The organism is Eubacteriaceae bacterium Marseille-Q4139 (assembly GCA_018223415.1).
Taxonomy (GTDB): Bacteria; Bacillota; Clostridia; order Lachnospirales; family Lachnospiraceae; genus CABSIM01.
Window position 1 is genome coordinate 1,196,003 of sequence record JAGTTQ010000001.1, and the last position, 24,056, is coordinate 1,220,058.

Consider the following 24,056-nt stretch of genomic DNA (forward strand, 5'->3'; position numbering starts at 1 on the left):
TGCCTTTAAGGAATGCCACGGAGCGGAGAAAACCCGAAAAAGGGGCTCCGCTCCGGTGAATTACTTATTTGGAGTACAACTCGACGATGAGCATCTCATTTACAGGAACATCAATCTCTTCTCTTGTCGGAACAGATTTTACAGTTCCCTTCAGGTTCTCCTGGTCAACCTCGATCCAGGCCGGTACAAGACGGCCGCCGGTTACTTCCAGGATGTTTTTGTATCTCTGATCACCTTTGTGTTTCTCTTTGATTTCGATCACGTCGCCGGCCTTAACCTGGTAGGACGGGATGTTGATGCACTTGCCGTTTACAAGTACATGCTTGTGGTCTACGATCTGTCTTGCTTCTTTTCTGGTTCTGCCAAGACCCATGCGGAACAGGACGTTGTCGAGTCTGCACTCAAGAAGCTTCATCAGGTTCTCACCGCTCTGGCCGTTCATGCGGACAGCCTTTGCGTAGTAATTGCGGAACGGTTTCTCAAGAACGCCGTAGATGAACTTTGCTTTCTGCTTCTCTCTTAACTGAAGGCCATACTCGCTCATCTTCTTGTTCGCTCTTTTGGATTCTCTGTTGGATTTTTTATCAATTCCTAAATAGATCGGGTCCAAACCAAGGGATCTGCATCTTTTAAGAACAGGAACTCTATCAACTGCCATTTTACTTCCTCCTAATTAGACTCTTCTGCGTTTTGGCGGACGGCATCCGTTGTGCGGAACCGGAGTTACGTCCTTAATGCTAGTTACTTCAAGGCCGCATGCCTGAAGGGCACGGATTGCTGCCTCACGGCCTGAACCAGGTCCTTTTACCATAACGTCAACGGATTTTAAACCGTGTACAAGAGCTGCCTTAGTTGCAGTTTCCGCAGCCATCTGAGCTGCATATGGAGTAGATTTCCTTGAACCTCTAAATCCCAGACCGCCTGCACTTGCCCAGGATAAGGCATTTCCCTGTGCATCTGTTAATGTCACGATTGTGTTGTTAAAAGATGACTGGATGTGCGCCTGTCCGCGTTCAACGTTTTTCTTTACACGCTTTTTTGTCACTTTTTTTGCAGTGGACACTTTTTTAGCCATTTTAAACTAACCTACTTTCTTTTCATCTTTCTCCGCCCTGAGCGGCCTAAGGTTTCCGTCCAGGGAGCGAAATTCTGAACCCTGTTTCCTGTTTTTAAAACATGCAACTTGATTCATCATTGTTTGTTACTGCCGAAGTGCTTTGCTTTCGCCCAGTACAGCTTTCAAAAAATCAAAAACCGTCCTGTCCTTATTTCTTCTTGTTTGCGACTGTCTTTCTCGGGCCCTTGCAAGTTCTTGCATTGGTCTTCGTCTTCTGACCGCGGCACGGAAGGCTCTTTCTGTGACGAATTCCTCTGTAACATCCGATCTCCTGAAGCCTCTTGATGTTTAAAGCGATTTCACGACGTAAATCACCTTCAACCGTCTGGGTATCAGCGATCACTGCTGCAATATTCTTTACTTCGTCGTCTGTCAGATCCTTCACGCGGGTGTCAGGGTTTACGCCAGCAGCCGCAAGAATACGGTTGGAACTTGCTCTACCAATGCCGTAGATGTAAGTTAAGCCGATTTCGACACGTTTTTCTCTTGGTAAATCAACACCTGAAATACGAGCCATGAGTGTACCTCCATTAAATAGTAGAAAAATAATTTGATCTTACATGAACAACGCACTCTGGCGAGTCATGTAGGCGCCGCGCGAAAAAATGGGCATTCCTTATGCGGCATCAGCCCTGTCTTTGTTTGTGTTTAGGATTTTCACAGATTACTCTGATACTGCCTTTTCTCTTGATGATTTTGCATTTCTCGCAAATCGGTTTCACCGATGATCTTACTTTCACAGTAATTCTCCTTTCCTTCGTAGTCCGTCTTCCTTCCGTTCCCGGCACACACCAAGCCAAAAACATGTTAAAAACGGCGTTACGTCTGCAATACCTGTATAAAATCGTCCGAAAAATGGGCGCAATACAAGCGTCTCAACAAAGTTCGCTGGAACATTATAACACCAAAACCCTTACAAATCAAGAGTTTTTTGCTTTATTTATCTCTCCAGATGATTCTTCCCTTGGACAGATCGTAGGGGGACATTTCAAGCGTCACCTTATCGCCCGGGAGAATCCGGATGTAGTTCATGCGGAGCTTGCCACTGATGGTTGCTAAAACCTTGTGGCCGTTCTCCAGCTCCACCTGGAACATGGCGTTCGGAAGCTTCTCCACAACTACGCCTTCGATTTCAATTACATCTGCTTTGGACATACCTTTTATTTCCTCCTGTATGACGTGTAAGTTTCCTTCATCCTCTTCACTGCCTGGATATGCTTTTTGTTTTTCCGGATCTGCTTTCCCGTATCATCCGTCAGGAAAACGTAGGTTCCGGCATCCTGTTCGACGGTGTAAAGCCGTCCCCTGTCATTGCCGGCCAGGGATTTTGCCATCCAGCCTTTCTTAAGCTCCATGGCTCTCTCCCGCCGGAAGAAGCGACAGGATTTCCGGCTCTCCCTCTGTAATCAGGACCGTATTCTCGTAGTGGGCCGACAGGCTCCCGTCATCCGTCTCGACGGTCCAGTCGTCGTCCAGCCACACCACATCCGCCCGGCCTGCGTTTATCATCGGCTCAATGGCTAATGTCATGCCGGGGCGAAGCAGGATCCCTTTCCTTTTCTGGGAAAAGTTCGGAACCTCCGGGTCCTCGTGAAGATGTGTCCCGATTCCATGGCCCACCAGGTCGCGGACCACGCCATACCCAAAGCTTTCCGCATATTCCTGAATGGCACTTGAGATATCATTGAGATGATTGCCGGCTTTTGCAAATTTAATCCCTTCAAAGAAAGACTGCCGCGTCACATCAATCAATTTCTGAGCTTCCGGAGAAATTTTCCCGATTCCGTAGGTTCTCGCCGCGTCCGAATGGTAGCCCTTATAGATCACGCCGGCGTCCAGGCTCACGATGTCGCCTTCCTTCAGGTAACGGTGCTTGTTTGGGATCCCATGCACCACCTCGCTGTTTACGGAAACGCAGATGGAAGCCGGATAGCCGTTGTAATTCTTAAAGGAAGGGATGCAGCCGTAGCCGCGGATGATCTTTTCGCCGAGCCTGTCGATGTCCATGGTGGACATGCCCGGGCGCAGTGCCTTTGCCAGCTCGTCGTGGGTTTTTGCCAGGATCTCGCCGGCTTTCTTCATCAGTTCAATTTCTCTGGGCGATTTAATCGTTACTGCCATGGTTTTAAGCTCCTAAAATTTTTACGATGTCCTGGAAGACTTCTTCCATCTCTTTCGTGCCATCTACCGCCGCAAGAATCTTTTTGGCCTGATAATAGTCGATTAACGGCTGCGTCTGTTCATGGTAAACGGAAAGGCGTTTTCTTACGGTTTCGGGCTTATCGTCGTCGCGCAGCACTAACCCAGCGCCGCATTTGTCGCAGATGCCCTCTTTCTTCGGAGGCGCATAGACGATGTGGTATGTAGCGCCGCAGGATAAGCAGGCGCGCCGTCCCGACATCCTGTCAATGATATGCTCATCCGGCACATTCACATCGACGGCAAAGTCCACCGTCTCCCCGCGTTTTTCCAGGGCCTCATCAAGCGCCTCTGCCTGTGGGATCGTGCGCGGGAAGCCGTCCAGGATATAACCGTCCTTACAGTCTTCTTTGCTGATCCTGTCCATCAGAAGATCCACAGTCAGGGCATCCGGGACAAGAAGTCCCTGGTCCATGTAGGTTTTCGCCTTTTTCCCAAGTTCCGTTCCAGCTTTGATGTTGGCCCGGAAAATATCTCCTGTGGAAATATGGGGAATTCCGTATTTTGCGGAGATTTTCTCTGCCTGAGTTCCTTTGCCCGCTCCCGGAGCGCCTAACATTATTATTTTCATGCGTTTCCTCCCATAAGCTAAAAAGCCAATAGACGCAATAACCCGAAGCAGGCGAAAAAGAGTTTCCGCCTGTTCCGGTTTATTTTCTGCAACTGCCGCCCTTCCTTATCAGTCGTTTAAGAAGCCCTTGTAATTTCTCACTAACATCATGGACTCGATGGACTTGAGTGTCTCAAGGACAACGCCCACGATAATGATTAAGGACGTACCGCCAAAGGACAGGCTGCCAACGGAGAACAGGCCGGAGGCGATGATCGGGATGATGCAGACGATCACCAGGCCTACTGCTCCGATGAATATAATATAATTCAGAATGTCATTCAGATAGTCGGAGGTCGGCTTTCCGGGACGGATGCCAGGAATGAAGCCGCCGGACTTCTTCATGTTGTTTGCGACCTCCAGCGGGTTGAACGTAATGGACGTGTAGAAGTACGCGAACAGTACGACAAGCGCAATGTAGATCACAAGGCCGATGGAATAGACCGGCATGTCAGGCCTGAACCAGTTGTTGGAACTGAGGGCCATCAGGATCTTTCCGCCGACAGAGGCGTAGTCCACCTGGAAAAACTGTGCAATCATGACCGGCATGGACATGATGGAAGATGCAAAGATAACCGGGATGACGCCCGCGGTGTTGACCTTAAGCGGGATATGGGAGGACTGGCCTCCGATCATCCGGCGTCCCTGCATTTTCTTGCTGTACTGCACAGGGATCCGGCGCTCTGCGCCATTCAAAATAAGGACGAAAACTACGGTCGCAAGGATTACGGCCAGCACGAGGATGGCTGCCACTGCGGCAACCGCCACGGACTTGCCTGCCATGAACCGCTCATAGAGCGTCAGGATGTCCTGCGGGAGGCTGGAGACGATGTTGAAAAGAAGTACGATGGAAATACCGTTTCCAACGCCCTTTTCCGTGATTCTCTCGCCGATCCACATCAGAAGGGCAGAGCCTGCCGTCATTGCAGCAATGATCGTAAGGTAGCCCCAGATGTTCCTGTAATCTTCCAAAAGGAGTCCTCTTCCGCCGAGGCCGACTGCCATGGCAGCCGACTCGAACAGGGAAAGGCCTACGTTCAGATATCTTGTGTATTCTGCAATTTTCTTCCGTCCATCCTCGCCCTCACGCTGCATTTCCTCAAGCTTCGGAATGGCAATCGTCATGAGCTGCATGATGATGGATGCCGTAATGTACGGGGTGATGCTCAGTGCAAAGAGCGACATGGTGGAAAAAGATCCGCCTGTGATCGCGTTGAAGAATCCCATACCGGAATTCTGAAGGTTTGCGAAAAAGCTGCTCAGATAGCTGGCATCTACACCCGGAATCGGCAGCAAGGAGCCGAGTCGGATTACAACAAGCATGAGGAAGGTAAAGAGAATGCGCTCTCTTACCTCCTTCACTCTAAATGCGTTTTGCAGAGATTTCAACATATTAGATCACCTCGCAGGTTCCACCTACTGCTTCAATTTTGGCTTTTGCGCCCTCACTGAATGCGTTGGCCTTTACGTTAAGTTTCTTCGTAAGCTCACCGTTTCCAAGAATCTTAACGCCGTCCTGCGGGTTCTTAATAAGACCGCACTCCATCAGGGTTTCAACGGAAACTACGGAGTCGTTCTCAAATCTTTCCAGTGCACCAACATTGATTCCGACGATCTCTTTGCGGTTCATGTTCTTGAACCCTCTCTTCGGGATACGTCTGTATAACGGCATCTGGCCGCCCTCGAAGCCAGGTCTTGTAGCTCCGGAACGAGCCTTCTGGCCCTTGTGTCCCTTGCCGGCAGTCTTGCCGTTTCCAGAAGCGTGGCCGCGGCCTCTTCTGAAATTATCGCTATGCTTGGAACCTTCAGCAGGATGTAAATTAGATAAGTTCATCACTGCACCTCCTTACTCTATTTCAGCTTAGATTTCTTCAACTTTTACCAGGTGTCTTACGTTCTGGATCATGCCCCTGACTGCACCATTGTCCGGCATCTCAACAGTCTTGTGCATCTTGGTTAAACCAAGTGCCTCAACCGTCTTTCTCTGCTTCGGAACAGCACCGATAGGGGATTTTACCAATGTGATTCTTAATTTCTCTGCCATCTTCTTATCCTCCTATTAGCAAACAACTTCTTCAACAGATTTGCCGCGGCTCTTGGCAACCTCTTCCGGAGTCTTTAACTTGCAAAGGCCCTCGATGGTTGCGAGAACTACGTTCGTCTTGTTGTTGGAACCTAAAGACTTGGTACGGATGTTCTTGATACCTGCAAGCTCCACTACGGAACGAACCGGGCCGCCTGCGATGATACCAGTACCTTCGGGAGCTCTCTTGAGCAGTACGGATGCACTGCCGAACTCGCCGAGGAAGTCATGCGGGATGCTGTTGTTCTCGTCTCTCGGGATCTCAACAAGATTCTTCATGGCAGCTTCTTTGCCCTTACGGATCGCTTCCGGAACCTCTCCGGCCTTTCCAAGGCCTGCTCCTACGTGTCCATTGCCGTCGCCTACTACTACCAGAGCGGAAAATCTCATGGTACGTCCACCTTTTACAGTCTTGGATACGCGCTTGATGGCAACAACTTTGTCATTCAACTCTAACTGACTCGCATCAATGATTGTACGCTTCATGCTGTATTCTCCTCTCTACTAGAATTCCAGACCAGCCTCGCGGGCTGCGTCTGCCAGTGCCTGAATCTTGCCCTGATAAATGAAACCGCCTCTGTCGAAAACGACTTCTTTGATGCCTTTTTCGATAGCTCTCTTTGCGATTACGGTTCCAACGTATGCAGCAGCTTCAACGGTATCCGTGTTGGCAAGCTCTGCCTTTACTTCTTTCTCAACGGTAGAAGCAGCAACTAAAGTATGACCAACGGTATCGTCAATAATCTGAGCATACATATGATTATTGCTTCTGAACACTGCTAAACGCGGTCTTTCTGCTGTACCTGCAAAACGATTGCGTAATCTAGCGTGTTTTTTTCTGCGGATTTCGCTTCTTGACTGTTTGCTGACCATTTTTACACTCTCCTTAATTATTTCTTACCAGTCTTACCAACTTTGCGTCTGATTACCTCATCAGCATACTTGATTCCCTTGCCCTTGTACGGCTCAGGTCTCCTCTTGTCTCTGATCTCGGCAGCATACTGGCCTACCTTCTCTTTGCTGATGCCCTTCACGATGATGATGTTCTGGCCGTCAAGAACCGTCTCGATTCCTTCCGGATCCTCCATCTCTACCGGATGGGAATAACCAAGGGAAAGTGTCAACTTCTTGCCCTGCTTCTGGGCTCTGTAACCAACACCGTTTACTTCCAGCTTCTTCTCGTAGCCTTCGGTAACGCCGTGAATCATGTTATTGATTAACGTCCTTGTCAGACCGTGAAGAGATTTCATTCTCTTTAAATCATTCGGTCTGGAAACGATGATGTGTCCGTCTTCTTCTTTAATTTCCATCTCTGGTGCAAGCTCTCTCACCAGGGTTCCCTTCGGACCTTTTACGGTCACTACATTGTTCTCTGCAATCGTCACAGTTACGCCTGCGGGGATTGCAACCGGCATTCTACCAATACGTGACATGCCATTTACCTCCTACTTAAATTCTCGGAGAACGCTTTGCACATTCTCTGTTTTCAGTTTCTATGTTATCTATGCCGCGCTCCGCAAAAGGAGCAGGCCGCACGTCTCCGCCCTGCCCGCGGGTTGGGTTACGGGTTTTGCAGGCGGGGAGTGAATAACATCTATTTTGCCTTCGTCCAAATAGACGGGTAAGTTCCCTCAACTAAACTCGGCTTTCGCCTTCGGCTCGGCCTCGTTAAGGTTCGGGAACGGCTTTCGCACTAAATTCGCGCTTCGCTTTCAGCTCGTGCTCATTAAATGCTCAATGCCTACCAAACGAAAGCCAGAACTTCGCCGCCTACTCCAAGCTCTCTTGCCTGCTTGTCGGTGATGACGCCCTGGTTTGTGGATACGATGGCGATGCCAAGTCCGCCAAGTACCTTCGGCATATCTTCCTTGCCTGCGTAAACGCGAAGGCCCGGCTTGGAGATCTTCTTGATGCCGGAGATAACTTTCTCGTTCTTGTCCTTGCCGTATTTTAACGCGATGCGGATGGTCTGGAAACCGCCGTCCTCGACGATGTCATATTTCTTGATGTAACCTTCTTTTACAAGAATGTCAGCGATGGCTAATTTCATCTTGGAAGCCGGAACATCTACGGTATCATGTTTCGCTGTGTTGGCGTTACGGATTCTTGTAAGCATATCTGCAATCGGATCGCTCATTGTCATGATTTCAATTTCCTCCTTTTAGGTTGTCGGTGTGTCACACTGTCGTTCGCAGGAATCAGTCCTGCGCGGCACAGGGATGTTCTTTGCGGCCGGTGAGGGAGTGGGGATGATACAACGCCTTCCGGCGTTTCATAGAGAAAGGAAATGATTCCTTGTCTCTCCCCACTGCTTTTCACAGGGAAGTTCTTCTCCCTTCCGGTCGAAGAACGGCTTTCGTCACTGGCGCAAGCTACTTTTGCCAGGCGGGAACGGGTATGTTCCCTCAGCTAAACTCGGCGTTCGCCTTCGGCTCGGCCTCGTTAAGATTCGGGAACGGCGTTCGCACTAGGCTCGAAAAGGCCTCGCCAAGTGCTCACAGCCTACCAGCTTGCCTTCTTTACGCCCGGGATCTCGCCCTTGTAAGCCAGTTCACGGAAGCAGATACGGCAGATGCCGTATTTTCTCAAATATGCGTGCGGACGTCCACAGATTCTGCAACGGTTGTATTCTCTCGTGGAGAACTTGGCCGGACGCTGCTGTTTGATCTTCATCGAAGTCTTTGCCATGGATAAATCCTCCTACTTATTTTGCAAATGGCATATTGAATAATGTCAAAAGTTCACGAGCTTCTTCATCGGTCTTGGCAGTCGTTACGAAGATAACGTCCATACCTCTTACCTTGTCAACCTTATCGTATTCGATTTCCGGGAAGATTAACTGCTCCTTGATGCCAAGTGCATAGTTACCTCTGCCGTCAAATGCGTTCGGGTTTACACCGCGGAAGTCACGCACACGCGGAAGAGCCAGGTTGATTAAACGGTCTGCAAACTCATACATCTTCTCGCCGCGAAGAGTAACCTTGCATCCGATTGCCATGCCCTCTCTGATCTTGAAGTTAGCAACAGACTTCTTAGCCTTTGTCGTGACTGCGTGCTGACCGGTGATGATCTCCAGGTCACGCACTGCGGAGTCCAGGACTTTTGCGTTGTCTTTTGCTTCGCCTACGCCCATGTTGATGACGATCTTGTCGAGCTTCGGCACTTCCATGATATTCTTGTATCCAAATTTCTTTGTCATTGCATCAACGATTTCGTTCTGATACATTTCTTTTAATCTAGCCAACTTGTTTTTCCTCCTCTCCGCTATTAGTCGATTACTTTACCGGTTGCCTTGGCAACGCGGACCTTCTTGCCGTCCTTCACCTCGAAGCCGACTCTCGTTGCCTTGCCGTCAACAACCAGCATGACGTTGGAGATATCCATCGGGTTTTCCTGATGAACGATTCCGCCGTTCTGGTTTGTCTGGCTCGGCTTCGTGTGCTTCGTTACCATGTTGCAGCCCTCAACCAGGACTGTATTCTTCTTTGTATCTACATGCAGGACCTTGCCGGTCTTGTCTTTATCTTTTCCCGCGATAACCTTGACCATATCGTCTTTTCTGATCTTATGCATTACCCGGCACCTCCTTATAATACTTCCGGAGCCAGAGATACGATCTTCATGAACTGTTTCTCACGAAGCTCTCTCGCAACCGGCCCAAAAATACGGGTTCCTCTTGGAGTCTTATCATCCTTGATAATAACTGCTGCGTTCTCGTCGAACTTGATATAAGAACCGTCTTTACGGCGAGCGCCTTTTACGGTACGCACAACAACGGCCTTTACAACATCGCCCTTCTTCACAACTCCGCCAGGTGTTGCATCTTTAACGGAAGCTACGATGATATCACCAATATTAGCATATCTTCTTGTCGAGCCGCCCATAACACGGATACAAAGAAGTTCTCTTGCACCTGTATTGTCGGCAACCTTTAATCTGGTTTCCTGCTGAATCATGCCTTGATACTCCTTCCTTGAATCAATTATCTTGCTTTCTCAACGATCTCAACAAGTCTCCATCTCTTATCCTTGGATAACGGTCTTGTTTCCATCACTCTTACGGTGTCGCCGATATTGCACTCGTTGTTCTCATCATGAGCTTTTAATTTATATGTGTTCTTAACGATCTTACCGATCAACGGATGTTTTACGTGGTTTTCGATAGCAACTACAATCGTTTTGTCCATCTTGTTGCTAACTACCTTACCAGTACGTGTTTTTCTAAGATTTCTTTCCACGACGGATAATCTCCTTTCCTGCGAACGGCTTTTTTCAAAGCCTCTATTTGTTACACGCATCGGCGTGTGTCATGGGAGCGAACAAGCTGTCCGCACCGTCTGGGCACGCGGATGTGAAATTAGTTAGCAACTCTTGCCTTCTCTGTGATAACAGTCTGAATTCTTGCGATGTTCTTGCGAACTTCCTTGATTCTGCTTGTGTTATCTAACTGGTTGGTTGCGTTCTGGAATCTCAGGTTGAACAGTTCCTTCTTTGCTGCAACTAATTCTTCGTTTAACTCTGCAGCCGTCTTCGCTTTTAATTCTTCAACATATTTATTAGTTTTCACTGTTATCACCGCCTTCTAAATCTGCCTTAGAAGCAATTTTGCACTTGCAGGGAAGTTTGTGCATTGCAAGACGCAGAGCTTCTTTTGCTGTTTCTTCTGGAACGCCAGCGATTTCAAACATAACACGACCTGGCTTAACGACTGCTACCCAGTACTCAAGAGCACCTTTACCGGAACCCATACGGGTTTCAGCCGGCTTTGCAGTTACGGGTTTGTCCGGGAAAATCTTGATCCAGACTTTACCGCCACGCTTGATGTAACGAGTCATGGCAATACGGGCTGCCTCAATCTGATTCGATCTGATCCAGCACGGCTCCATGGCAACAAGGCCAAACTCACCGTTGGAGATTTTATTTCCTCTTAAAGCTTTACCGGCCATCGTTCCGCGGAACTGTTTGCGGCGCTTTACTCTCTTAGGCATTAACATTATTTATCGCTCCCTTCCTTATTTCCCTTCGTAGGAAGTACCTCGCCTTTGTAGACCCAAACCTTAACGCCGATCTTGCCGTAGGTGGTGTCTGCCTCAGCGAAACCATAGTCAATATCTGCTCTTAATGTCTGAAGCGGGATGGTTCCCTCGCTGTAAAACTCGGTACGGGCCATATCAGCACCGCCAAGACGTCCGGCTACTGCGGTCTTGATACCAAGAACGCCGGCCTTCATGGACCTGGACATAGTGGACTTCATGGCACGGCGGAAGGAAACACGGTTCTCAAGCTGCTGTGCAATGGACTCTGCAACAAGCTGTGCGTCGCGGTCCGGTCTCTTGATTTCCTTGATGTCTACAAACAGCTTCTTGCTTGTCATCTTCTGAACTTCTGCTTTGAGCTTTTCAATCTCAGAGCCGCCCTTGCCGATGACAACGCCCGGCTTTGCCGTGTAAACGATGATCTTTACTCTGTCAGAAGCGCGCTCGATTTCGATTTTGGAAACGCCTGCGCTGTACAGTCTCTTCTTCAGATATGTTCTGATTTTGTGATCCTCGATCAGGTTGTCAGCAAAATCAGCTTCAGCATACCATCTGGAATCCCAGTCTTTAATAACACCGACTCTCATGCCGTGTGGATTAACTTTCTGTCCCATAACTGCCTCCTATCTCTCATTCAGGACAATGGTGATATGGCTCATTCTCTTCTCGATTCTGTAAGCCCTGCCCTGTGCTCTCGGTTTCACTCTCTTCATGATCGGGCCCTGATCTGCGTAGCATTCCTCCACATACAGGTTTTCCGCGCTCATGCCGTTGTTGTTCTCTGCGTTTGCGATTGCGGATTTGAGCAGCTTCTCAATTAAGCTGGAAGCATATCTGGGATTGTAGGTAACAATACCAAGTGCAGTCTGCACGTCTTTGCCTCTGATGGCATCTAATACGAAACAAGCCTTCTGAACGGATACCCTTGCATAAGACAGCTTTGCAGATGGTCTCGTATCCTTCTGGGCATTTCTCTCTCTCTTAATCTGACTTCTATGACCCTTAGCCATTGAAAAAACCTCCTTTCAAAGCGTCTTAATTATCTGCGTACTCCGGATTTCTTCTCATCCTTGCCATGGCCTCTGTAAGTTCTCGTAGCAACGAACTCACCGAGCTTATGGCCAACCATATCTTCCGTAACATATACCGGTACATGCTTTCTGCCGTCATGAACCGCGATTGTATGACCAACCATCTGCGGGAAGATCGTAGAACGGCGGGACCAGGTCTTGATGACCTGCTTCTGTCCTGCCTCGTTCATAGCGTCTACTTTCTTCAGTAAGCTAGCATCTGCAAATGGTCCTTTTTTAAGTGAACGAGCCATCGTTTTACCTCCTATCGATTACGAAATCGCCTTGCCGTTTCTTCTTCTTACGATTAACTTATTGGAATGTTTGTTTTTCTTTCTGGTCTTCAGACCCAGAGCAGGCTTGCCCCACGGTGTGCACGGACCCGGACGGCCGATACCGGTCTTTCCTTCACCACCACCATGCGGATGGTCATTCGGGTTCATAACGGAACCGCGGACGGTCGGACGGATGCCCATGTGGCGCTTTCTGCCGGCCTTACCAATGTTAATCAGGTTGTGGTCGCCGTTTCCAACTACGCCGATGGTTGCGCGGCAGTTGATCGGAACCATTCTCATTTCGCCGGAAGGTAAACGAAGTGTTGCATATTTTCCTTCTTTTGCCATTAACTGTGCAGCGTTTCCTGCGGAACGGACAAGCTGGCCGCCCTTGCCAGGATACAGCTCAATATTGTGAACCTGTGCGCCGACCGGGATCATGGATAACGGGAGGCAGTTGCCGATCTTAGCCTCGGCGTTCTCGCCGCTCATGACCTTCATGCCGTCTGTCAGCCCCTGCGGAGCAAGGATGTAGGACTTCTGGCCGTCTGCGTAGCAGATCAATGCGATGTTTGCAGTTCTGTTCGGATCGTACTCGATGCCGATAACCGTTGCCGGGATTCCGTCTTTGGAATTTCTCTTGAAGTCAACGATTCTGTATTTCTTTCTGTTGCCGCCGCCCTGATGTCTGACGGTGATTTTACCCTGATTGTTGCGGCCGGCGTTCTTCTTCAAAGAAACGACTAAGGACTTCTCCGGAGTGCTCTTCGTGATCTCAGAGAAATCAGAGCCGGTCATATGTCTTCTCGACGGTGTATATGGGCTGTAAGTCTTGATTCCCATTTGTAAACTCCTTTCAACGCTCTCTGGCGTTTCTTATTTTATCACGGCATTTTCTCGCCGTATAGGTGCCTGCGGCCAAACCGCCTGGCGGTTCGGTTAGGAGTGCAGGCCTGTGGATTTTCTCAGTTCCTGTTAATTACAGGCCCTGGAAAATCTCGATTTCCTTGCTGTCAGCTGTGAGCTTAACGATTGCCTTCTTTGTCTTGGCAGTCATGCCGAACACCATTCCTCTTCTGCGCTTCTTGCCTTCGTTGTTCATGGTGTTTACGCTCTCTACCTTTGTTCCCGGGAACATTTTCTCGACAGCTTCTTTGATCATGGTCTTATTTGCATCCGGATGAACCAGGAAGGTGTATTTCTTATCTGTCATAGCGTTCATGCTCTTCTCTGTTACAACCGGCTTGAGGATTACGTCGTAGTACTGTACATTTGCCATTATGCGTACACCTCCTCGATAGAAGCTACGGCAGCCTTTGTTGCCACTACCGTGTTATATTTCAGAATGTCATATACGTTGATCGTATTGACAAGGGATGTCTTGATCTCCGGAAGATTTCTTGCGGAAAGAACCGTATTCTGGTCATTCTCAGCAAGGACAACAAGAGCTTTGGAAACCTTCAGGTTATCCATGACGTTCTTGAAGTTCTTCGTCTTGATCTCATCAAACTTTAACTCATCCACAACAACGAACTTGTTGTCGTTTACTCTGCTTGTAAGTGCGGATTTGAGGGCAGCCCTCTTCTCCTTCTTGTTGAGACGGATGCTGTAATCTCTCGGTGTCGGAGCGAATACAACGCCGCCGCCCGTCCACTGCGGTGCTCTTGTGGAACCCTGTCTTGCGTGGCCGGTACCTTTCTGTCTCCACGGTTTTCTTCCGCCGCCGGAAACTTCAGAACGTGTCTTTGCTTTCTGTGTTCCCTGACGCTTATTTGCAAGCTGTGCAACAACGGCCATGTGTACGAGGTGCTCGTTTACTTCAACTCCGAACACGGCATCGTTTAATTCCATTGTGCCAACTTCTTTTCCTTCCATATTATAAACGGATACGTTTGCCATTTTCTATTTCCTCCTTTCCTGTAAAAGCTTATTTGCCAGCTTTTACTGTTTCCTTCAGTGTTACCAGGCATTTCTTAGCCCCTGGTACGGCGCCCTTAACCAGGATCAGGTTCTGCTCTGCGTCAACTCTGACAACTTCCAGGTTCTGGGTTGTGATTCTCTTGTTGCCCATCTGACCCGGCATGCCTTTGCCCTTGAATACGCGGCCCGGAGTTGTTGCGGAACCGTTGGAACCTTGATGACGATGGAACTTGGAACCATGAGCCATCGGTCCTCTGTGCTGTCCCAGTCTCTTGATTGCGCCCTGGAAACCTTTACCTTTGGAGATTGCTGTTGCGTCTACTTTGTCGCCTGCTGCGAAGATGTCAGCCTTGATCTCGTCTTTTACGCTGTACTCCTCAGCATTGTCAAAACGGAACTCTCTTACATATCTCTTGTAAGATACTCCAGCCTTATCGAAATGGCCCTTAACCGGTTTGTTTACCAGCTTCTCTCTCTTGTCAACAAAACCAACCTGTACGGCCTTGTAGCCGTCGTTCTCCTCGGTCTTAACCTGTGTTACAACACACGGGCCAGCCTGAAGAACCGTTACCGGAACGAGAACGCCTTCATCGTTGAAGATCTGAGTCATTCCGACTTTTGTAGCTAAAATCGCTTTCTTCATTTTTTTACCTCCTGTTACATGATCCACAGCGGAACGCAGAACATTTTTCTACGTTCATCCTAGAACAGCCCAACATAGGTGGAACACTATGACACTGCGTTTTGCAGCGATGTTGATTCCCTTTCAGGAAAGTGTTGCTTTTATATCAGAACCCTTCAGGATTTTACCAATTTCGCTTCGATGGGAACCACAAATTATTTATGATTCTTCATCTTGATGTCGATATAAACGCCTGCCGGCATTTCCAGTCTGGACAGTGCATCCACCGTCTTCTGGCTCGGGCTTGCGATATCGATCAGTCTCTTATGAGTTCTCTGCTCGAACTGCTCTCTGGAATCTTTGTACTTGTGAACAGCTCTTAAGATCGTTACAACCTCTTTCTTGGTTGGCAGCGGCACCGGCCCGCTCACCTTTGCTCCTGTTTTCTTTACAGTGTCGATGATCTTGCCTGCGGACTGATCAACCAGCTGATGGTCGTACGCCTTTAATGTGATTCTCATAACCTGACTTGCCATAAAAAAAGTCGCCTCCTTTTCGCACTTTTAACGAAGTACGACAAGCGGTGACTGTACACGGTCTCGTGTGTATCTTACGACTTCACACGTTGTTACTGCCCCTTACCCTGAGCAGCTGTTAAATTGGTACAGTGACTTGTCGCCAGTTTCTTAACTTGACATTCGCTCCACGGAAAACCTGCCACATGGGCAGCAACCTCACGCTTCACAGCTATCATGCCACAGCGTTGTTAGCATAGCACAGATTTCCTTAAAATGCAAGCACTTTCCTGCATTTTTTACGTTCTGTGCAGTTCGCGGGGGATTTTCCTATTATATATAGGAAAAAATGGACAGAAAGGGGGCAATTCTCAAACCCCTTTCTGCTTTCTCCCCTCCCAAATCACATACGCCAGCGTATAAGCCGCCATAATCCCGGAGACAATCGGAGCGATTTTCCCCAGCATCCCAAGATCCTCGGCAAAATACTTTCCGAAAAGATACACCATCGGGATCCGAAGAAGCAGGGCGCCGACGCTGCAGCTCACCATCGTCCAGACCGTCTTCTGGCGGCCGTTTAAGTATCCGTTCAGGCAGAACACCATTGTCACCATAATATAGTCATAGCTGCACGACTTGAAAAACGGGATCCCGGCCGCCACCACGTTGGCGTCGTCCGTGAACACCCGGATCATGGACTGGGGGCTTACCTGCGCCCAGAGCCAGAACAGGAAGGAGACCGCCAGGGCAAAGCCCATCCCGTACCAGAGCGACCGCCTCGCCCGCGCGATTTTCCCGGCGCCCATGTTCTGAGCCGTAATCGCCGCCAGGGCGTTGGCCATGGACGTGGCCGAAAGCATGGCAAAGACGTCATATTTGCTGCTGATGCCGACTACCGAAGCCGCATACACGCCGCAGCGGTTCATCACCGTCATCAAATACAGGAACGAAATCCGCACCATCAGTTCCTGAAAGGAAATCGGAATACCCACAATGGCCAGACGCCTTGCGATATCTCCCACCGGCCGGAAGCTGGCCGGACGGAAATCGAAAATGAAGTCCTTCCTTTTTCAATAGACGATGGCCGCCGCCATGCTGAAGGCCTGGGAGGCCACCGTCGCAATGGCCGTCCCGCGGACGCCGAGGCCGAAATACTTCACGAACACAAAATCCAGGATGATGTTGATGACGCAGGCGATCCCCACGAACACCATCGGCCGCGCCGAGTCGCCGTATCCCCGCAGGATGGCGCTGATGGCGTTGTAGCCGCAGATAAAAATATTCCCGAGGGAACAGACCGTCACATACTGCGCCGTCAGGTCAAAGGATTCCGCCGGTGTCTGGAGAACCGTAAGAAGCGGCCGCAAAAACGCCAGCATCCCCACCGTCAGGAGGACAGCCACTCCCGCAAAAACCGTGAGCGTCGTCCCGATGGTCTGCTTGACGAGAGGAAGATCGCGGCTTCCCATGAACTGTCCGATGAGAATCGTGCTGCCCAGGGTGAGTCCCGTAATCAGGCTCGTGACAATCTGCGTCACCTGCGTCCCCGTGGACACGGCCGCCACGCTCTCGGCGCCGCAGTAGCGGCCCACCACAAACAGATCCACCGCCCCGTAAAGGGACTGCAAAATATTGGCAATTAAAAACGGTACGGAAAACACCAGAAGCGTTTTCAGCACATTTCCTTCTGTCAGGTTCTTCTCTTTCATCGTTCCTTCCTATCCTCCGTAAACTTTTCCCCAAAAGCCTTATCTTACAATCGAGCAGGGGAGATTTTCCCCTGCTCGATCATCGCACACGAACATTCCGCACTGTCGTGCTCCCAAATTCCTATTCCCCTTCCGGGGCAGCTTCCGTTTCTTCTTCTCCGTCCGCAGCCAGCTCACTGCCGTCCGACGTTTCCTCCACCGGCGCCGCCTCTTCCTCTGCGGCCGCCTGGGATTCCTCCACCAGCCGTCTCGCCTCGTCCTCGCCCTTTAACAGGACATCGACGGCCGCCTTAAGCTGGTTGTCATCCTCCTTGGGAACCGTAATCATGCTCTTTAATTCTTCATCCAGATCCACTTCCAGATCCGGCGCAATGCCGACCTCATGGATGCACTCGCCCGACGGAACATAATAATACGCCGTCGTAAGCTTTAAGGCACTGCCGTCCGCCATCTCAAACACGCCCTGGGCAATTCCCTTTCCGAAGGTTTGGGTTCCGACAATCGTGGCCCAGTCGTTGTCCCGGAGCGCGCCGGTAAAGACCTCCGAGGCGCTGGCGCTTTCGCCGTTTACAAGAAGCACCATCGGCACATCTACCTGATGTTCCTCCGTCTTTTCACCGTCAAACAGGACGGAATCCGTCACATAGGTGAAGTCCTCGACGCCCTTTCCCTTAAAGCTCACGGCGTCCATACCGTCCGGCAGCACATAATCCAGCATATCCTCCGCCGCGTCCAGAAGCCCGCCGCCGTTGTTTCTGAGATCCACGATCAGCCCTTCCATGCCCTTGCTCTCCAGCACATCGATGGCCGTCCGAAACTGCTCCGCCGTTGGCTCGTCAAAAGAGGAAACAGCCACATAGCCGATATGGCCGTCCAGCATGTCATATTCCACGGTCATATTTTCCACCATCCGGCGCTCCACATCCATCTGGATGTATTCGTCGGTGGACTCCCGGTACACCTCAATGGGCACTGTCGTCCCCTCTTCTCCCTTGATATGCTCGCTGATTAAAAGATTTAAATCCTCGCCGGACACGAGAATATCCTTTACCTTATAAAGAATATCTCCCGGCAGCATGCCCGCCTCCTTGGCCGGCCCGTCCGGGAACACCTTCACCACCGTGACAATACCGGTCTGAAGGTTCTGGCTCACCTGGACGCCGATGCCGCAGTACGCCCCCTCCAGGTCTTCGTTTAAGGACGCATACTCCTCTGCGTTATAGTAGGCGGAATACGGGTCGCCGAGGGAATAAATGAAGCCGGTGTAGATCCAGTCCTCCGCCTTTTCAATGTCTTCGTCATCAAACAGATAATATTCATCCACAAGCGCCTGCATGTATGCAAGCTTCGTGCCGATCCGGTCCATGTCGAGAGCAGCCGTCTCCTCCTGAACCGCGTCGTTCCTCGCCGTCATGCTGATACTGGCACGCTTTGCCACGAGCCAGATGCCGGCTGCCATGCCAACGGCAATCAGTCCGCAGAAGGCCGTCACAAGCGCACCGACGAGGACGCCTTTCCAGAATTTATTTCTCGTTTCCTTTTCTTCCAATTTCCATTCTCCTTGCTTATGTCACTGTGTCCTGTTTTCCCGATCCGCCGTCACGGGCTCACATAGCTTCTCGGGTCAACATATGTACCGTTTAAACGGACGCCGAAGTGCAGATGCGGCCCCGTGGAATAGCCGGTGGAGCCGACCTTAGCAATCACCTGTCCCTGGCTCACATGCTCGCCTACCGATACCAGGAGCTTCGAAGCATGCATGTACACCGTATAGACACCGCCGCCGTGGTTTATCATCACATAATTGCCGGCCGACGAGCTGTACGTGGAAACCACCACGTCGCCCTCTGCGGCCGCCAGGATGTCGCTGCCTGTCGGGGCGCCGATGTCGATGCCCTGGTGATTGCTGGACGCGCCCTCGGTCGGTGACGAACGCCCGCCAAAGCCGGAGGTGATCCTGCTGCTGGCCGGACATGGCCAGATAAAGTGGATGTCGCCGATGTCCTTTGTCACATAGGACTGTCCTGCCGCCTCCGCCTTTCTTCTCGCCTCTTCCTCCTGGCGCTTGATTTCTTCCTCAATCTGGCGGATGGCCGCCTCCTGGGCCTCCAGATCCTTTTCATACTCGGAAAGCTGGTTCTCCGCCTCGGCGATCTGGCTCTCATAGCTTCTTAACTCCGCCTGCTTTGCCGAAAGGAGCTGTTCCACCGACGCCTGTTTGATCTCTGTCTGTTCCTTCAGATCCAGAAGCTCGGCATGTTCCGTCTCCAACCTCGCCTCGTCTGCGGCAATCTCGTCCTTCGTCGCCGCATACTGATCCAGCATCTGCCTGTCATACTCAGAAATCTTTGAAATATATTCTGCCTTATTTAAAAGCTCCGAAAGAGAATCCGACTCCATGAACAGCTCCACATAAGACGTGTCGCCGCGCTCATACATATATTTTATCCGAAGCTTCATGGATTCATACTGCTTTTTTTCTGTCTCCTTCGCCTGCTCAAGTTCCCCTTTTGTCGTTTCAATCTGGCCCTCTTTTTCCGCGATGCTGCCGTTTAAGGCCTCCAACTCGTTGCTCACCGCAGAGAGGCTCTCATCCAGCTCCCTCACGTAAGCTGCCGTGTTTCCCTTAAGAGTCTCCAGATTCTTTAAGGTATCCTCTGTCTTTTCTAACTCTTCCTCGAGCTCCGTTTTCCTGTCCTGGGCTTCGTTTAACTCCGTTTTATCCGCAAGGACAGGGAACGCCAGCCCCACACAGAGGAGACCTGCGGCCGCAGCCGTCCATATCCGTTTTTTCTGTCTCATCGCCTGCTCCTATACGCGCAAATGCTTCCGTATCGTAAAAAAGCTCGCCAGGAAGCCGATTCCTGCTCCCAACGCCAGGGACACCCCTGCCATGGTCGGGAAAATCGTTTCCAGCGGCAAAAACCGGATGATCCCCGAAAGGATCCGGAACTGTTCCATCACATACGCCACCGTCTGCCGGTAAAGAAAATACATGGCGGCCAGAGGAATCGCCGCCCCAAGAAGGCCGATCACAAGCCCTTCCACGATGAACGGCGCGCGGATCATGAAATTCGTGGCGCCGATCAGCCGCATGATCTTATTTTCATTCTTCCGGAAGGCCGCAGCCACGGAAATCGTGTTGCTGATTAAGAAAACAGCCACGGCCAGAAGAAGAAGGATGATGACGCCGAATAACATCGCAAGCATCCGGTTGAAGCTCAAAAGCCCCTCGGCCGCCGTGTTGGAATAATTGACCTTACGGACACCGTCCAGGGACTCCAGATAGGAAACCACCGAACTCTGATCGGAAATATTGTTTAAAAAAATCTCATAGGACGCCGAACCAGCCAGCGGGTTGTCGTCAGCAAAGCCCTCAGCCAGCTCGCTGTCTTCCCCGAAATAGTCGGTTTTAAAGCTCTCCCACGCCTCCTCGGCCGAAATATAGCGCATCTCCTTTATGACATCGCCAAGGCCCGCAATCTCTTCCCCGACGGCCAGGATTTCATCCTCCGTCATAGTCTCGTTGAAAAACACGGTGATCCCCATGTTCGTCTCCGCCGACTGCACCATAAACTGAATGTTGGCAATAATAGAGAAAAATACGCAGAGTAAAAAAATACATGCAGAAACAATCGCGGTCGACGCCAGGGAAAACCAGATATTTCTGCATATATTCACAATGCCCTGTTTAAAACAAAACCAGAATGTACTAATCCTCATACCGATACCCGCCTTCTTCCTCGTCGCCGATTATCATGCCCCTGTCGATGGTGATGACACGCTTATGCATGGCATTCACAATCTCGCGGCTGTGGGTCACGACCACGACCGTCGTCCCGCGGCGGTTGATCTCCTCCAAAAGCCGCATGATTTCCATGGAATTGTGCGGATCCAGATTCCCCGTCGGCTCATCAGCCAGAAGGACGGCCGGATCGTTGATTAAGGCCCTGGCAATGGCCACCCGCTGCTGTTCACCGCCGGAAAGCTGGTGGGGATAGGATTTATATTTCGACGAAAGCCCGACAAGCTTTAACATCCTGGGAACGGATTCCCGGATCGTCCGTGACGGCGCGCCGATGACCCGCTGTGCGAACGCGACGTTTTCGTACACCGTCCTGTCCTTCAAAAGCCGGAAGTCCTGGAACACCACCCCGAGCGTCCGTCTGTATTTTGGCACATAGCGCCTCGGCATCCGCCCCAAATCCATGTCGTTGACAACGACACGGCCGGAGGTCGGCTCGACTTCCTTTAGCAGGATCTTCATAAGCGTCGATTTTCCCGAGCCGCTCCGGCCTGTGATAAACACAAATTCACCGTCGTCGATGGTGAGGCTGATGCTCTTTAAGGCCTTGCTGCTTTTCTCATAGGTCTTCGTCAGTTTTGAAATTTCTATCATAATTTAGTAGTCCAGATTCTCCATATACTTCATGTATTTCACGACCATAAGGGCAATCTTGAAGGTGATCGCGTCTTCAAACACGCGAAGGTCAAGGCCGGTGCTCTTCTGGAGCTTGTCGAGGCGGTAAACCAGCGTGTTCCTGTGGATGTAAAGCTGTCTGGAGGTCTCCGAGACATTGAGGCTGTTCTCAAAGAACTTGTTGATGGTGGTGAGGGTCTCCTCGTCGAAATCGTCCGGGGACTTCCCGTCGAAGATTTCCTTGATAAACATCCGGCAGAGCGGAAGCGGAAGCTGGTAAATCAGGCGGCCGATTCCCAGGTTGCTGTATGCCACCACATTTTTCCCGCTGTAAAAGATTTTTCCCACGTCCAGGGCCATTTTGGCTTCCTTGTAGGAGCGGGAAACGTCCTTGATCTCGTTGACAATCGTACCAAAGGCGATGTGCACCTTCGTCATCGCTTCGGTATTTAACATGTCGAGAATCGTGTTGGCAGTCTTTTCCAGATCTGCGTATGTCTCGCCCGGCTTGACTTCTTTCACCAGGATGATGTTCTTTTCGTCTACGGCCGTGATGAAATCCTTTGTCTTCGTGGAAAACAGGCCCCTCACGGTCTCCAGGGCGTTGACGTCCTTGTCATTCTTCGTCTCAATTAAGAAGACGACACGCTTGACGTTTGTCTCAATATGGAGCTTCTTCGCCCTGTTGTAAATATCCACAAGAAGAAGATTGTCAAGAAGCAGGTTTTTAATAAAGTTATCCTTATCAAACCGCTCTTTATATGCCACCAGCAGATTCTGGATCTGGAATGCCGCAAGCTTTCCTACCATGTACACATCATCGCTGCCGCCCTTTGCAAGCAGGATGTACTCAAGCTGGTGCTCGTCAAATACCTTGAAGAACTGATAGCCCGAAATTACCTGGCTGTCGGCCGGAGAATCCACAAACGCAAGAATAGAACTTTCATACTCTTCCGCATTTTCAAATGTGGAAGCCAGCACTTTTCCTTCAATATCACAGACACAAAGGTCAATCCTCGTGATTTCCTTCAATCCGTCGATGTTCGACTGGAGGATCTGATTTGAAATCATAGTGTTCTCTCCTTTACACAGTTAATAACATAAATCCACTTTATATTTTAATGCAAAGTAACGAAAAAGGGAAGAAAAATTTTTACATTTTTACTATTTTTCTCCGCCCAGGCCGTCAGATTCCACGAAAGGAGCGGATTTTGCCCGGAAAAATTGTGTTTTCTGTCTGGCGGAAAAGCCGAAAGTCCGTTCCTGCAAAAAGGAAAACGGGAGGCGCCGCATCTGGCCCTCCCGTCTGTTTCTCTGTCCTTTATTAAATTGCCCGTTTCGTTTCCCTGTCAAACAGGATGATCCGGTCTACATCTACCGCAAGCCGGAGCGTATCGCCGATCTCGGCTGCCGCCTCGCCGGCCTTCACTTCAAACCCATTTTCCTCTGTGCCGAACTTCCAGAACACGCCATCCGAAGACATTTCGATATCCTGGAGTTTGCAGTCAAACACGCCGTTCTCCGAGAGATCCGCTGCCTCGCCGGCAGGACAGATATGTTCCGGGCGGATTCCCATGGCCACGCTGTTTCCTATGTAGCCGCCGTCAAAAAGCCGCCTGGAAATGGCCTCCGGGAGCAGAAGCTCCCCGTCCTGGAAGCGGATCCGCGCACGGCCGTTTTCAGCTTCCGGCGTCACAATAAACAGGTTCGGCGCATGTGTCCCAAAAAAGCTGGCCACATAAGAGCAGCTCGGGTTTTCGTAGAGCTCCTTCGGCGTCCCCGCCTGGCGGACGCATCCGCTCTCCATGGCAACGACGCGTGTGCCGAGCGCCATGGCCTCCGCGGGATCACTCGTCACATAGACGATGATGATGCCGAGCTTCTCATACAGCTTCTGGAATTTCACCAGGGGCTTCACGGAAATGCCGGACAGCACGCTGTCCATCAAAAGCACCTTCGGCCGGCGCACGATGGCTCTCCCAAGAAGAACCCGCCTCTCATCCATCTCCGAAAGCGTTTCCGGCATTGCCGAAAGAATACCGGAAAGCCCTAAAAGCTCTGACGCCTCCGTGACTCTCTCGTCGATTTCGCTCTGGGGCATCCTCGCCATCCGGAGCGCAAAGGCCATATTTTCATAAACAGTCATCCCCGGATACAGGGTGCTGTTCTTAAAGAGCATGGCAAGCTGCCGGTCACGCGGGTCTGCATCCGTCACATCCTGGCCGTCGACCAGAACCTTTCCTGACGTTGCTTCCTCAAGGCCTGCAATAACCTTTAAAAGCGTCGTTTTTCCGCAGCCGGCCGGGCCTGTGAGTACCACAAACTCCGGTTCTTCAATCTCGAGGTTAAAGTCCCTCACTGCCTGGAAGCCATTGGGGTAGATTTTACATATATGCTTTAACGATAATCCCGCCATCCTGCTCACCCTTCCGTTTCTATGCACATTTTTGTCTGTACTAATCGTACACAAAACAGGAGGGA

36 protein-coding genes and 1 pseudogene are annotated in these 24,056 nt (G+C 50.5%); all 37 read right to left on the bottom strand.

Annotation, left to right across the window (positions count from 1 at the left end; genetic code table 11):
• Positions 1–64 precede the first annotated feature (64 nt).
• The 37 genes and pseudogenes from rpsD to KE531_05850 all read right to left on the bottom strand — a co-directional run bounded on the left by rpsD (position 65) and on the right by KE531_05850 (position 23,991).
• Positions 65–658: a 30S ribosomal protein S4 gene (gene rpsD, locus KE531_05670; GenBank protein MBR9953113.1), complete on the bottom strand. Its 594-nt coding sequence runs from the start codon at positions 656–658 to the stop codon at positions 65–67.
• Positions 659–673: 15 nt separating this feature from the next.
• Complete coding sequence (gene rpsK, locus KE531_05675) at positions 674–1,075, bottom strand: 30S ribosomal protein S11 (GenBank protein ID MBR9953114.1); 402 nt, start codon at positions 1,073–1,075, stop codon at positions 674–676.
• A gap of 190 nt (positions 1,076–1,265) precedes the next feature.
• Positions 1,266–1,634: a 30S ribosomal protein S13 gene (rpsM, locus tag KE531_05680; protein MBR9953115.1), complete on the bottom strand. Its 369-nt coding sequence runs from the start codon at positions 1,632–1,634 to the stop codon at positions 1,266–1,268.
• Positions 1,635–1,743: 109 nt separating this feature from the next.
• Positions 1,744–1,857 (bottom strand): 50S ribosomal protein L36, encoded by a 114-nt coding sequence (gene rpmJ, locus KE531_05685; protein ID MBR9953116.1) that lies wholly within the window; start codon positions 1,855–1,857, stop codon positions 1,744–1,746.
• A gap of 196 nt (positions 1,858–2,053) precedes the next feature.
• The gene (gene infA / locus KE531_05690; protein MBR9953117.1) at positions 2,054–2,272 is read right to left on the bottom strand and encodes a translation initiation factor IF-1; all 219 of its coding nucleotides are present in this window, start codon (positions 2,270–2,272) and stop codon (positions 2,054–2,056) included.
• Positions 2,273–2,277: 5 nt separating this feature from the next.
• The gene (locus KE531_05695; GenBank protein ID MBR9953118.1) at positions 2,278–2,472 is read right to left on the bottom strand and encodes a hypothetical protein; all 195 of its coding nucleotides are present in this window, start codon (positions 2,470–2,472) and stop codon (positions 2,278–2,280) included.
• Positions 2,462–3,238, bottom strand: coding sequence for a type I methionyl aminopeptidase (gene map, locus KE531_05700; GenBank protein MBR9953119.1), 777 nt, complete (start codon positions 3,236–3,238; stop codon positions 2,462–2,464). Before map ends, KE531_05695 begins: the two co-directional genes overlap by 11 nt.
• A gap of 4 nt (positions 3,239–3,242) precedes the next feature.
• The gene (locus KE531_05705) at positions 3,243–3,887 is read right to left on the bottom strand and encodes an adenylate kinase (GenBank protein ID MBR9953120.1); all 645 of its coding nucleotides are present in this window, start codon (positions 3,885–3,887) and stop codon (positions 3,243–3,245) included.
• Between the two features lie 108 nt (positions 3,888–3,995).
• Positions 3,996–5,318 carry a preprotein translocase subunit SecY gene (gene secY, locus KE531_05710; GenBank protein ID MBR9953121.1) on the bottom strand — a complete coding sequence of 441 codons (1,323 nt, stop codon included), beginning with the start codon at positions 5,316–5,318 and terminating at the stop codon, positions 3,996–3,998.
• Position 5,319: 1 nt separating this feature from the next.
• Positions 5,320–5,760, bottom strand: a complete 441-nt coding sequence (gene rplO / locus KE531_05715; GenBank protein ID MBR9953122.1) for a 50S ribosomal protein L15 — start codon at positions 5,758–5,760, stop codon at positions 5,320–5,322.
• Positions 5,761–5,787: 27 nt separating this feature from the next.
• Positions 5,788–5,970 (bottom strand): 50S ribosomal protein L30, encoded by a 183-nt coding sequence (gene rpmD / locus KE531_05720; GenBank protein MBR9953123.1) that lies wholly within the window; start codon positions 5,968–5,970, stop codon positions 5,788–5,790.
• A gap of 15 nt (positions 5,971–5,985) precedes the next feature.
• Entirely contained in the window at positions 5,986–6,495 is a 510-nt protein-coding gene (rpsE, locus tag KE531_05725) for a 30S ribosomal protein S5 (protein ID MBR9953124.1), read from the bottom strand.
• Positions 6,496–6,513: 18 nt separating this feature from the next.
• On the bottom strand, positions 6,514–6,882 hold the full coding sequence (rplR, locus tag KE531_05730; protein MBR9953125.1) for a 50S ribosomal protein L18: 369 nt from the start codon (positions 6,880–6,882) through the stop codon (positions 6,514–6,516).
• Positions 6,883–6,899: 17 nt separating this feature from the next.
• Positions 6,900–7,442, bottom strand: coding sequence for a 50S ribosomal protein L6 (rplF, locus tag KE531_05735; GenBank protein MBR9953126.1), 543 nt, complete (start codon positions 7,440–7,442; stop codon positions 6,900–6,902).
• A gap of 308 nt (positions 7,443–7,750) precedes the next feature.
• Positions 7,751–8,152, bottom strand: coding sequence for a 30S ribosomal protein S8 (rpsH, locus tag KE531_05740; GenBank protein MBR9953127.1), 402 nt, complete (start codon positions 8,150–8,152; stop codon positions 7,751–7,753).
• A gap of 359 nt (positions 8,153–8,511) precedes the next feature.
• Positions 8,512–8,697 carry a type Z 30S ribosomal protein S14 gene (locus KE531_05745; protein ID MBR9953128.1) on the bottom strand — a complete coding sequence of 62 codons (186 nt, stop codon included), beginning with the start codon at positions 8,695–8,697 and terminating at the stop codon, positions 8,512–8,514.
• A 16-nt stretch (positions 8,698–8,713) separates the two neighbouring features.
• Positions 8,714–9,253 carry a 50S ribosomal protein L5 gene (rplE, locus tag KE531_05750; protein MBR9953129.1) on the bottom strand — a complete coding sequence of 180 codons (540 nt, stop codon included), beginning with the start codon at positions 9,251–9,253 and terminating at the stop codon, positions 8,714–8,716.
• Between the two features lie 23 nt (positions 9,254–9,276).
• Positions 9,277–9,582, bottom strand: a complete 306-nt coding sequence (rplX, locus tag KE531_05755) for a 50S ribosomal protein L24 (protein MBR9953130.1) — start codon at positions 9,580–9,582, stop codon at positions 9,277–9,279.
• 14 nt (positions 9,583–9,596) lie between these two features.
• Positions 9,597–9,965: a 50S ribosomal protein L14 gene (gene rplN, locus KE531_05760; protein ID MBR9953131.1), complete on the bottom strand. Its 369-nt coding sequence runs from the start codon at positions 9,963–9,965 to the stop codon at positions 9,597–9,599.
• A 26-nt stretch (positions 9,966–9,991) separates the two neighbouring features.
• Positions 9,992–10,306 (bottom strand): 30S ribosomal protein S17, encoded by a 315-nt coding sequence (gene rpsQ / locus KE531_05765; protein MBR9953132.1) that lies wholly within the window; start codon positions 10,304–10,306, stop codon positions 9,992–9,994.
• 59 nt (positions 10,307–10,365) lie between these two features.
• Positions 10,366–10,575, bottom strand: a complete 210-nt coding sequence (gene rpmC / locus KE531_05770) for a 50S ribosomal protein L29 (GenBank protein ID MBR9953133.1) — start codon at positions 10,573–10,575, stop codon at positions 10,366–10,368.
• Entirely contained in the window at positions 10,565–11,002 is a 438-nt protein-coding gene (rplP, locus tag KE531_05775; protein MBR9953134.1) for a 50S ribosomal protein L16, read from the bottom strand. The genes rpmC and rplP overlap by 11 nt, the downstream gene beginning before the upstream one ends.
• A complete protein-coding gene (gene rpsC, locus KE531_05780) occupies positions 11,002–11,658 on the bottom strand; it encodes a 30S ribosomal protein S3 (GenBank protein ID MBR9953135.1) in 657 nt (218 codons plus the stop codon). Before rpsC ends, rplP begins: the two co-directional genes overlap by 1 nt.
• A gap of 9 nt (positions 11,659–11,667) precedes the next feature.
• Positions 11,668–12,054: a 50S ribosomal protein L22 gene (gene rplV / locus KE531_05785; GenBank protein MBR9953136.1), complete on the bottom strand. Its 387-nt coding sequence runs from the start codon at positions 12,052–12,054 to the stop codon at positions 11,668–11,670.
• Positions 12,055–12,083: 29 nt separating this feature from the next.
• The gene (rpsS, locus tag KE531_05790) at positions 12,084–12,368 is read right to left on the bottom strand and encodes a 30S ribosomal protein S19 (GenBank protein MBR9953137.1); all 285 of its coding nucleotides are present in this window, start codon (positions 12,366–12,368) and stop codon (positions 12,084–12,086) included.
• A gap of 18 nt (positions 12,369–12,386) precedes the next feature.
• Positions 12,387–13,232 (bottom strand): 50S ribosomal protein L2, encoded by an 846-nt coding sequence (rplB, locus tag KE531_05795; protein MBR9953138.1) that lies wholly within the window; start codon positions 13,230–13,232, stop codon positions 12,387–12,389.
• A gap of 136 nt (positions 13,233–13,368) precedes the next feature.
• A complete protein-coding gene (gene rplW / locus KE531_05800) occupies positions 13,369–13,668 on the bottom strand; it encodes a 50S ribosomal protein L23 (protein ID MBR9953139.1) in 300 nt (99 codons plus the stop codon).
• Complete coding sequence (rplD, locus tag KE531_05805; protein MBR9953140.1) at positions 13,668–14,288, bottom strand: 50S ribosomal protein L4; 621 nt, start codon at positions 14,286–14,288, stop codon at positions 13,668–13,670. Before rplD ends, rplW begins: the two co-directional genes overlap by 1 nt.
• A gap of 28 nt (positions 14,289–14,316) precedes the next feature.
• Positions 14,317–14,952, bottom strand: coding sequence for a 50S ribosomal protein L3 (rplC, locus tag KE531_05810; GenBank protein MBR9953141.1), 636 nt, complete (start codon positions 14,950–14,952; stop codon positions 14,317–14,319).
• 194 nt (positions 14,953–15,146) lie between these two features.
• On the bottom strand, positions 15,147–15,467 hold the full coding sequence (gene rpsJ / locus KE531_05815) for a 30S ribosomal protein S10 (GenBank protein MBR9953142.1): 321 nt from the start codon (positions 15,465–15,467) through the stop codon (positions 15,147–15,149).
• A gap of 350 nt (positions 15,468–15,817) precedes the next feature.
• Positions 15,818–17,155 (bottom strand): annotated as a pseudogene (locus KE531_05820) (MATE family efflux transporter).
• A 121-nt stretch (positions 17,156–17,276) separates the two neighbouring features.
• A complete protein-coding gene (locus KE531_05825) occupies positions 17,277–18,614 on the bottom strand; it encodes a S41 family peptidase (protein ID MBR9953143.1) in 1,338 nt (445 codons plus the stop codon).
• Between the two features lie 140 nt (positions 18,615–18,754).
• Positions 18,755–19,957, bottom strand: a complete 1,203-nt coding sequence (locus KE531_05830) for a peptidoglycan DD-metalloendopeptidase family protein (GenBank protein ID MBR9953144.1) — start codon at positions 19,955–19,957, stop codon at positions 18,755–18,757.
• Positions 19,958–19,966: 9 nt separating this feature from the next.
• Complete coding sequence (gene ftsX / locus KE531_05835; GenBank protein MBR9953145.1) at positions 19,967–20,878, bottom strand: permease-like cell division protein FtsX; 912 nt, start codon at positions 20,876–20,878, stop codon at positions 19,967–19,969.
• Entirely contained in the window at positions 20,868–21,554 is a 687-nt protein-coding gene (ftsE, locus tag KE531_05840; GenBank protein ID MBR9953146.1) for a cell division ATP-binding protein FtsE, read from the bottom strand. Before ftsE ends, ftsX begins: the two co-directional genes overlap by 11 nt.
• A 3-nt stretch (positions 21,555–21,557) precedes the next feature.
• A complete protein-coding gene (locus KE531_05845; GenBank protein ID MBR9953147.1) occupies positions 21,558–22,646 on the bottom strand; it encodes a helix-turn-helix domain-containing protein in 1,089 nt (362 codons plus the stop codon).
• Between the two features lie 253 nt (positions 22,647–22,899).
• Complete coding sequence (locus KE531_05850; protein MBR9953148.1) at positions 22,900–23,991, bottom strand: ABC transporter ATP-binding protein; 1,092 nt, start codon at positions 23,989–23,991, stop codon at positions 22,900–22,902.
• Between the last annotated feature and the right edge of the window lie 65 nt (positions 23,992–24,056).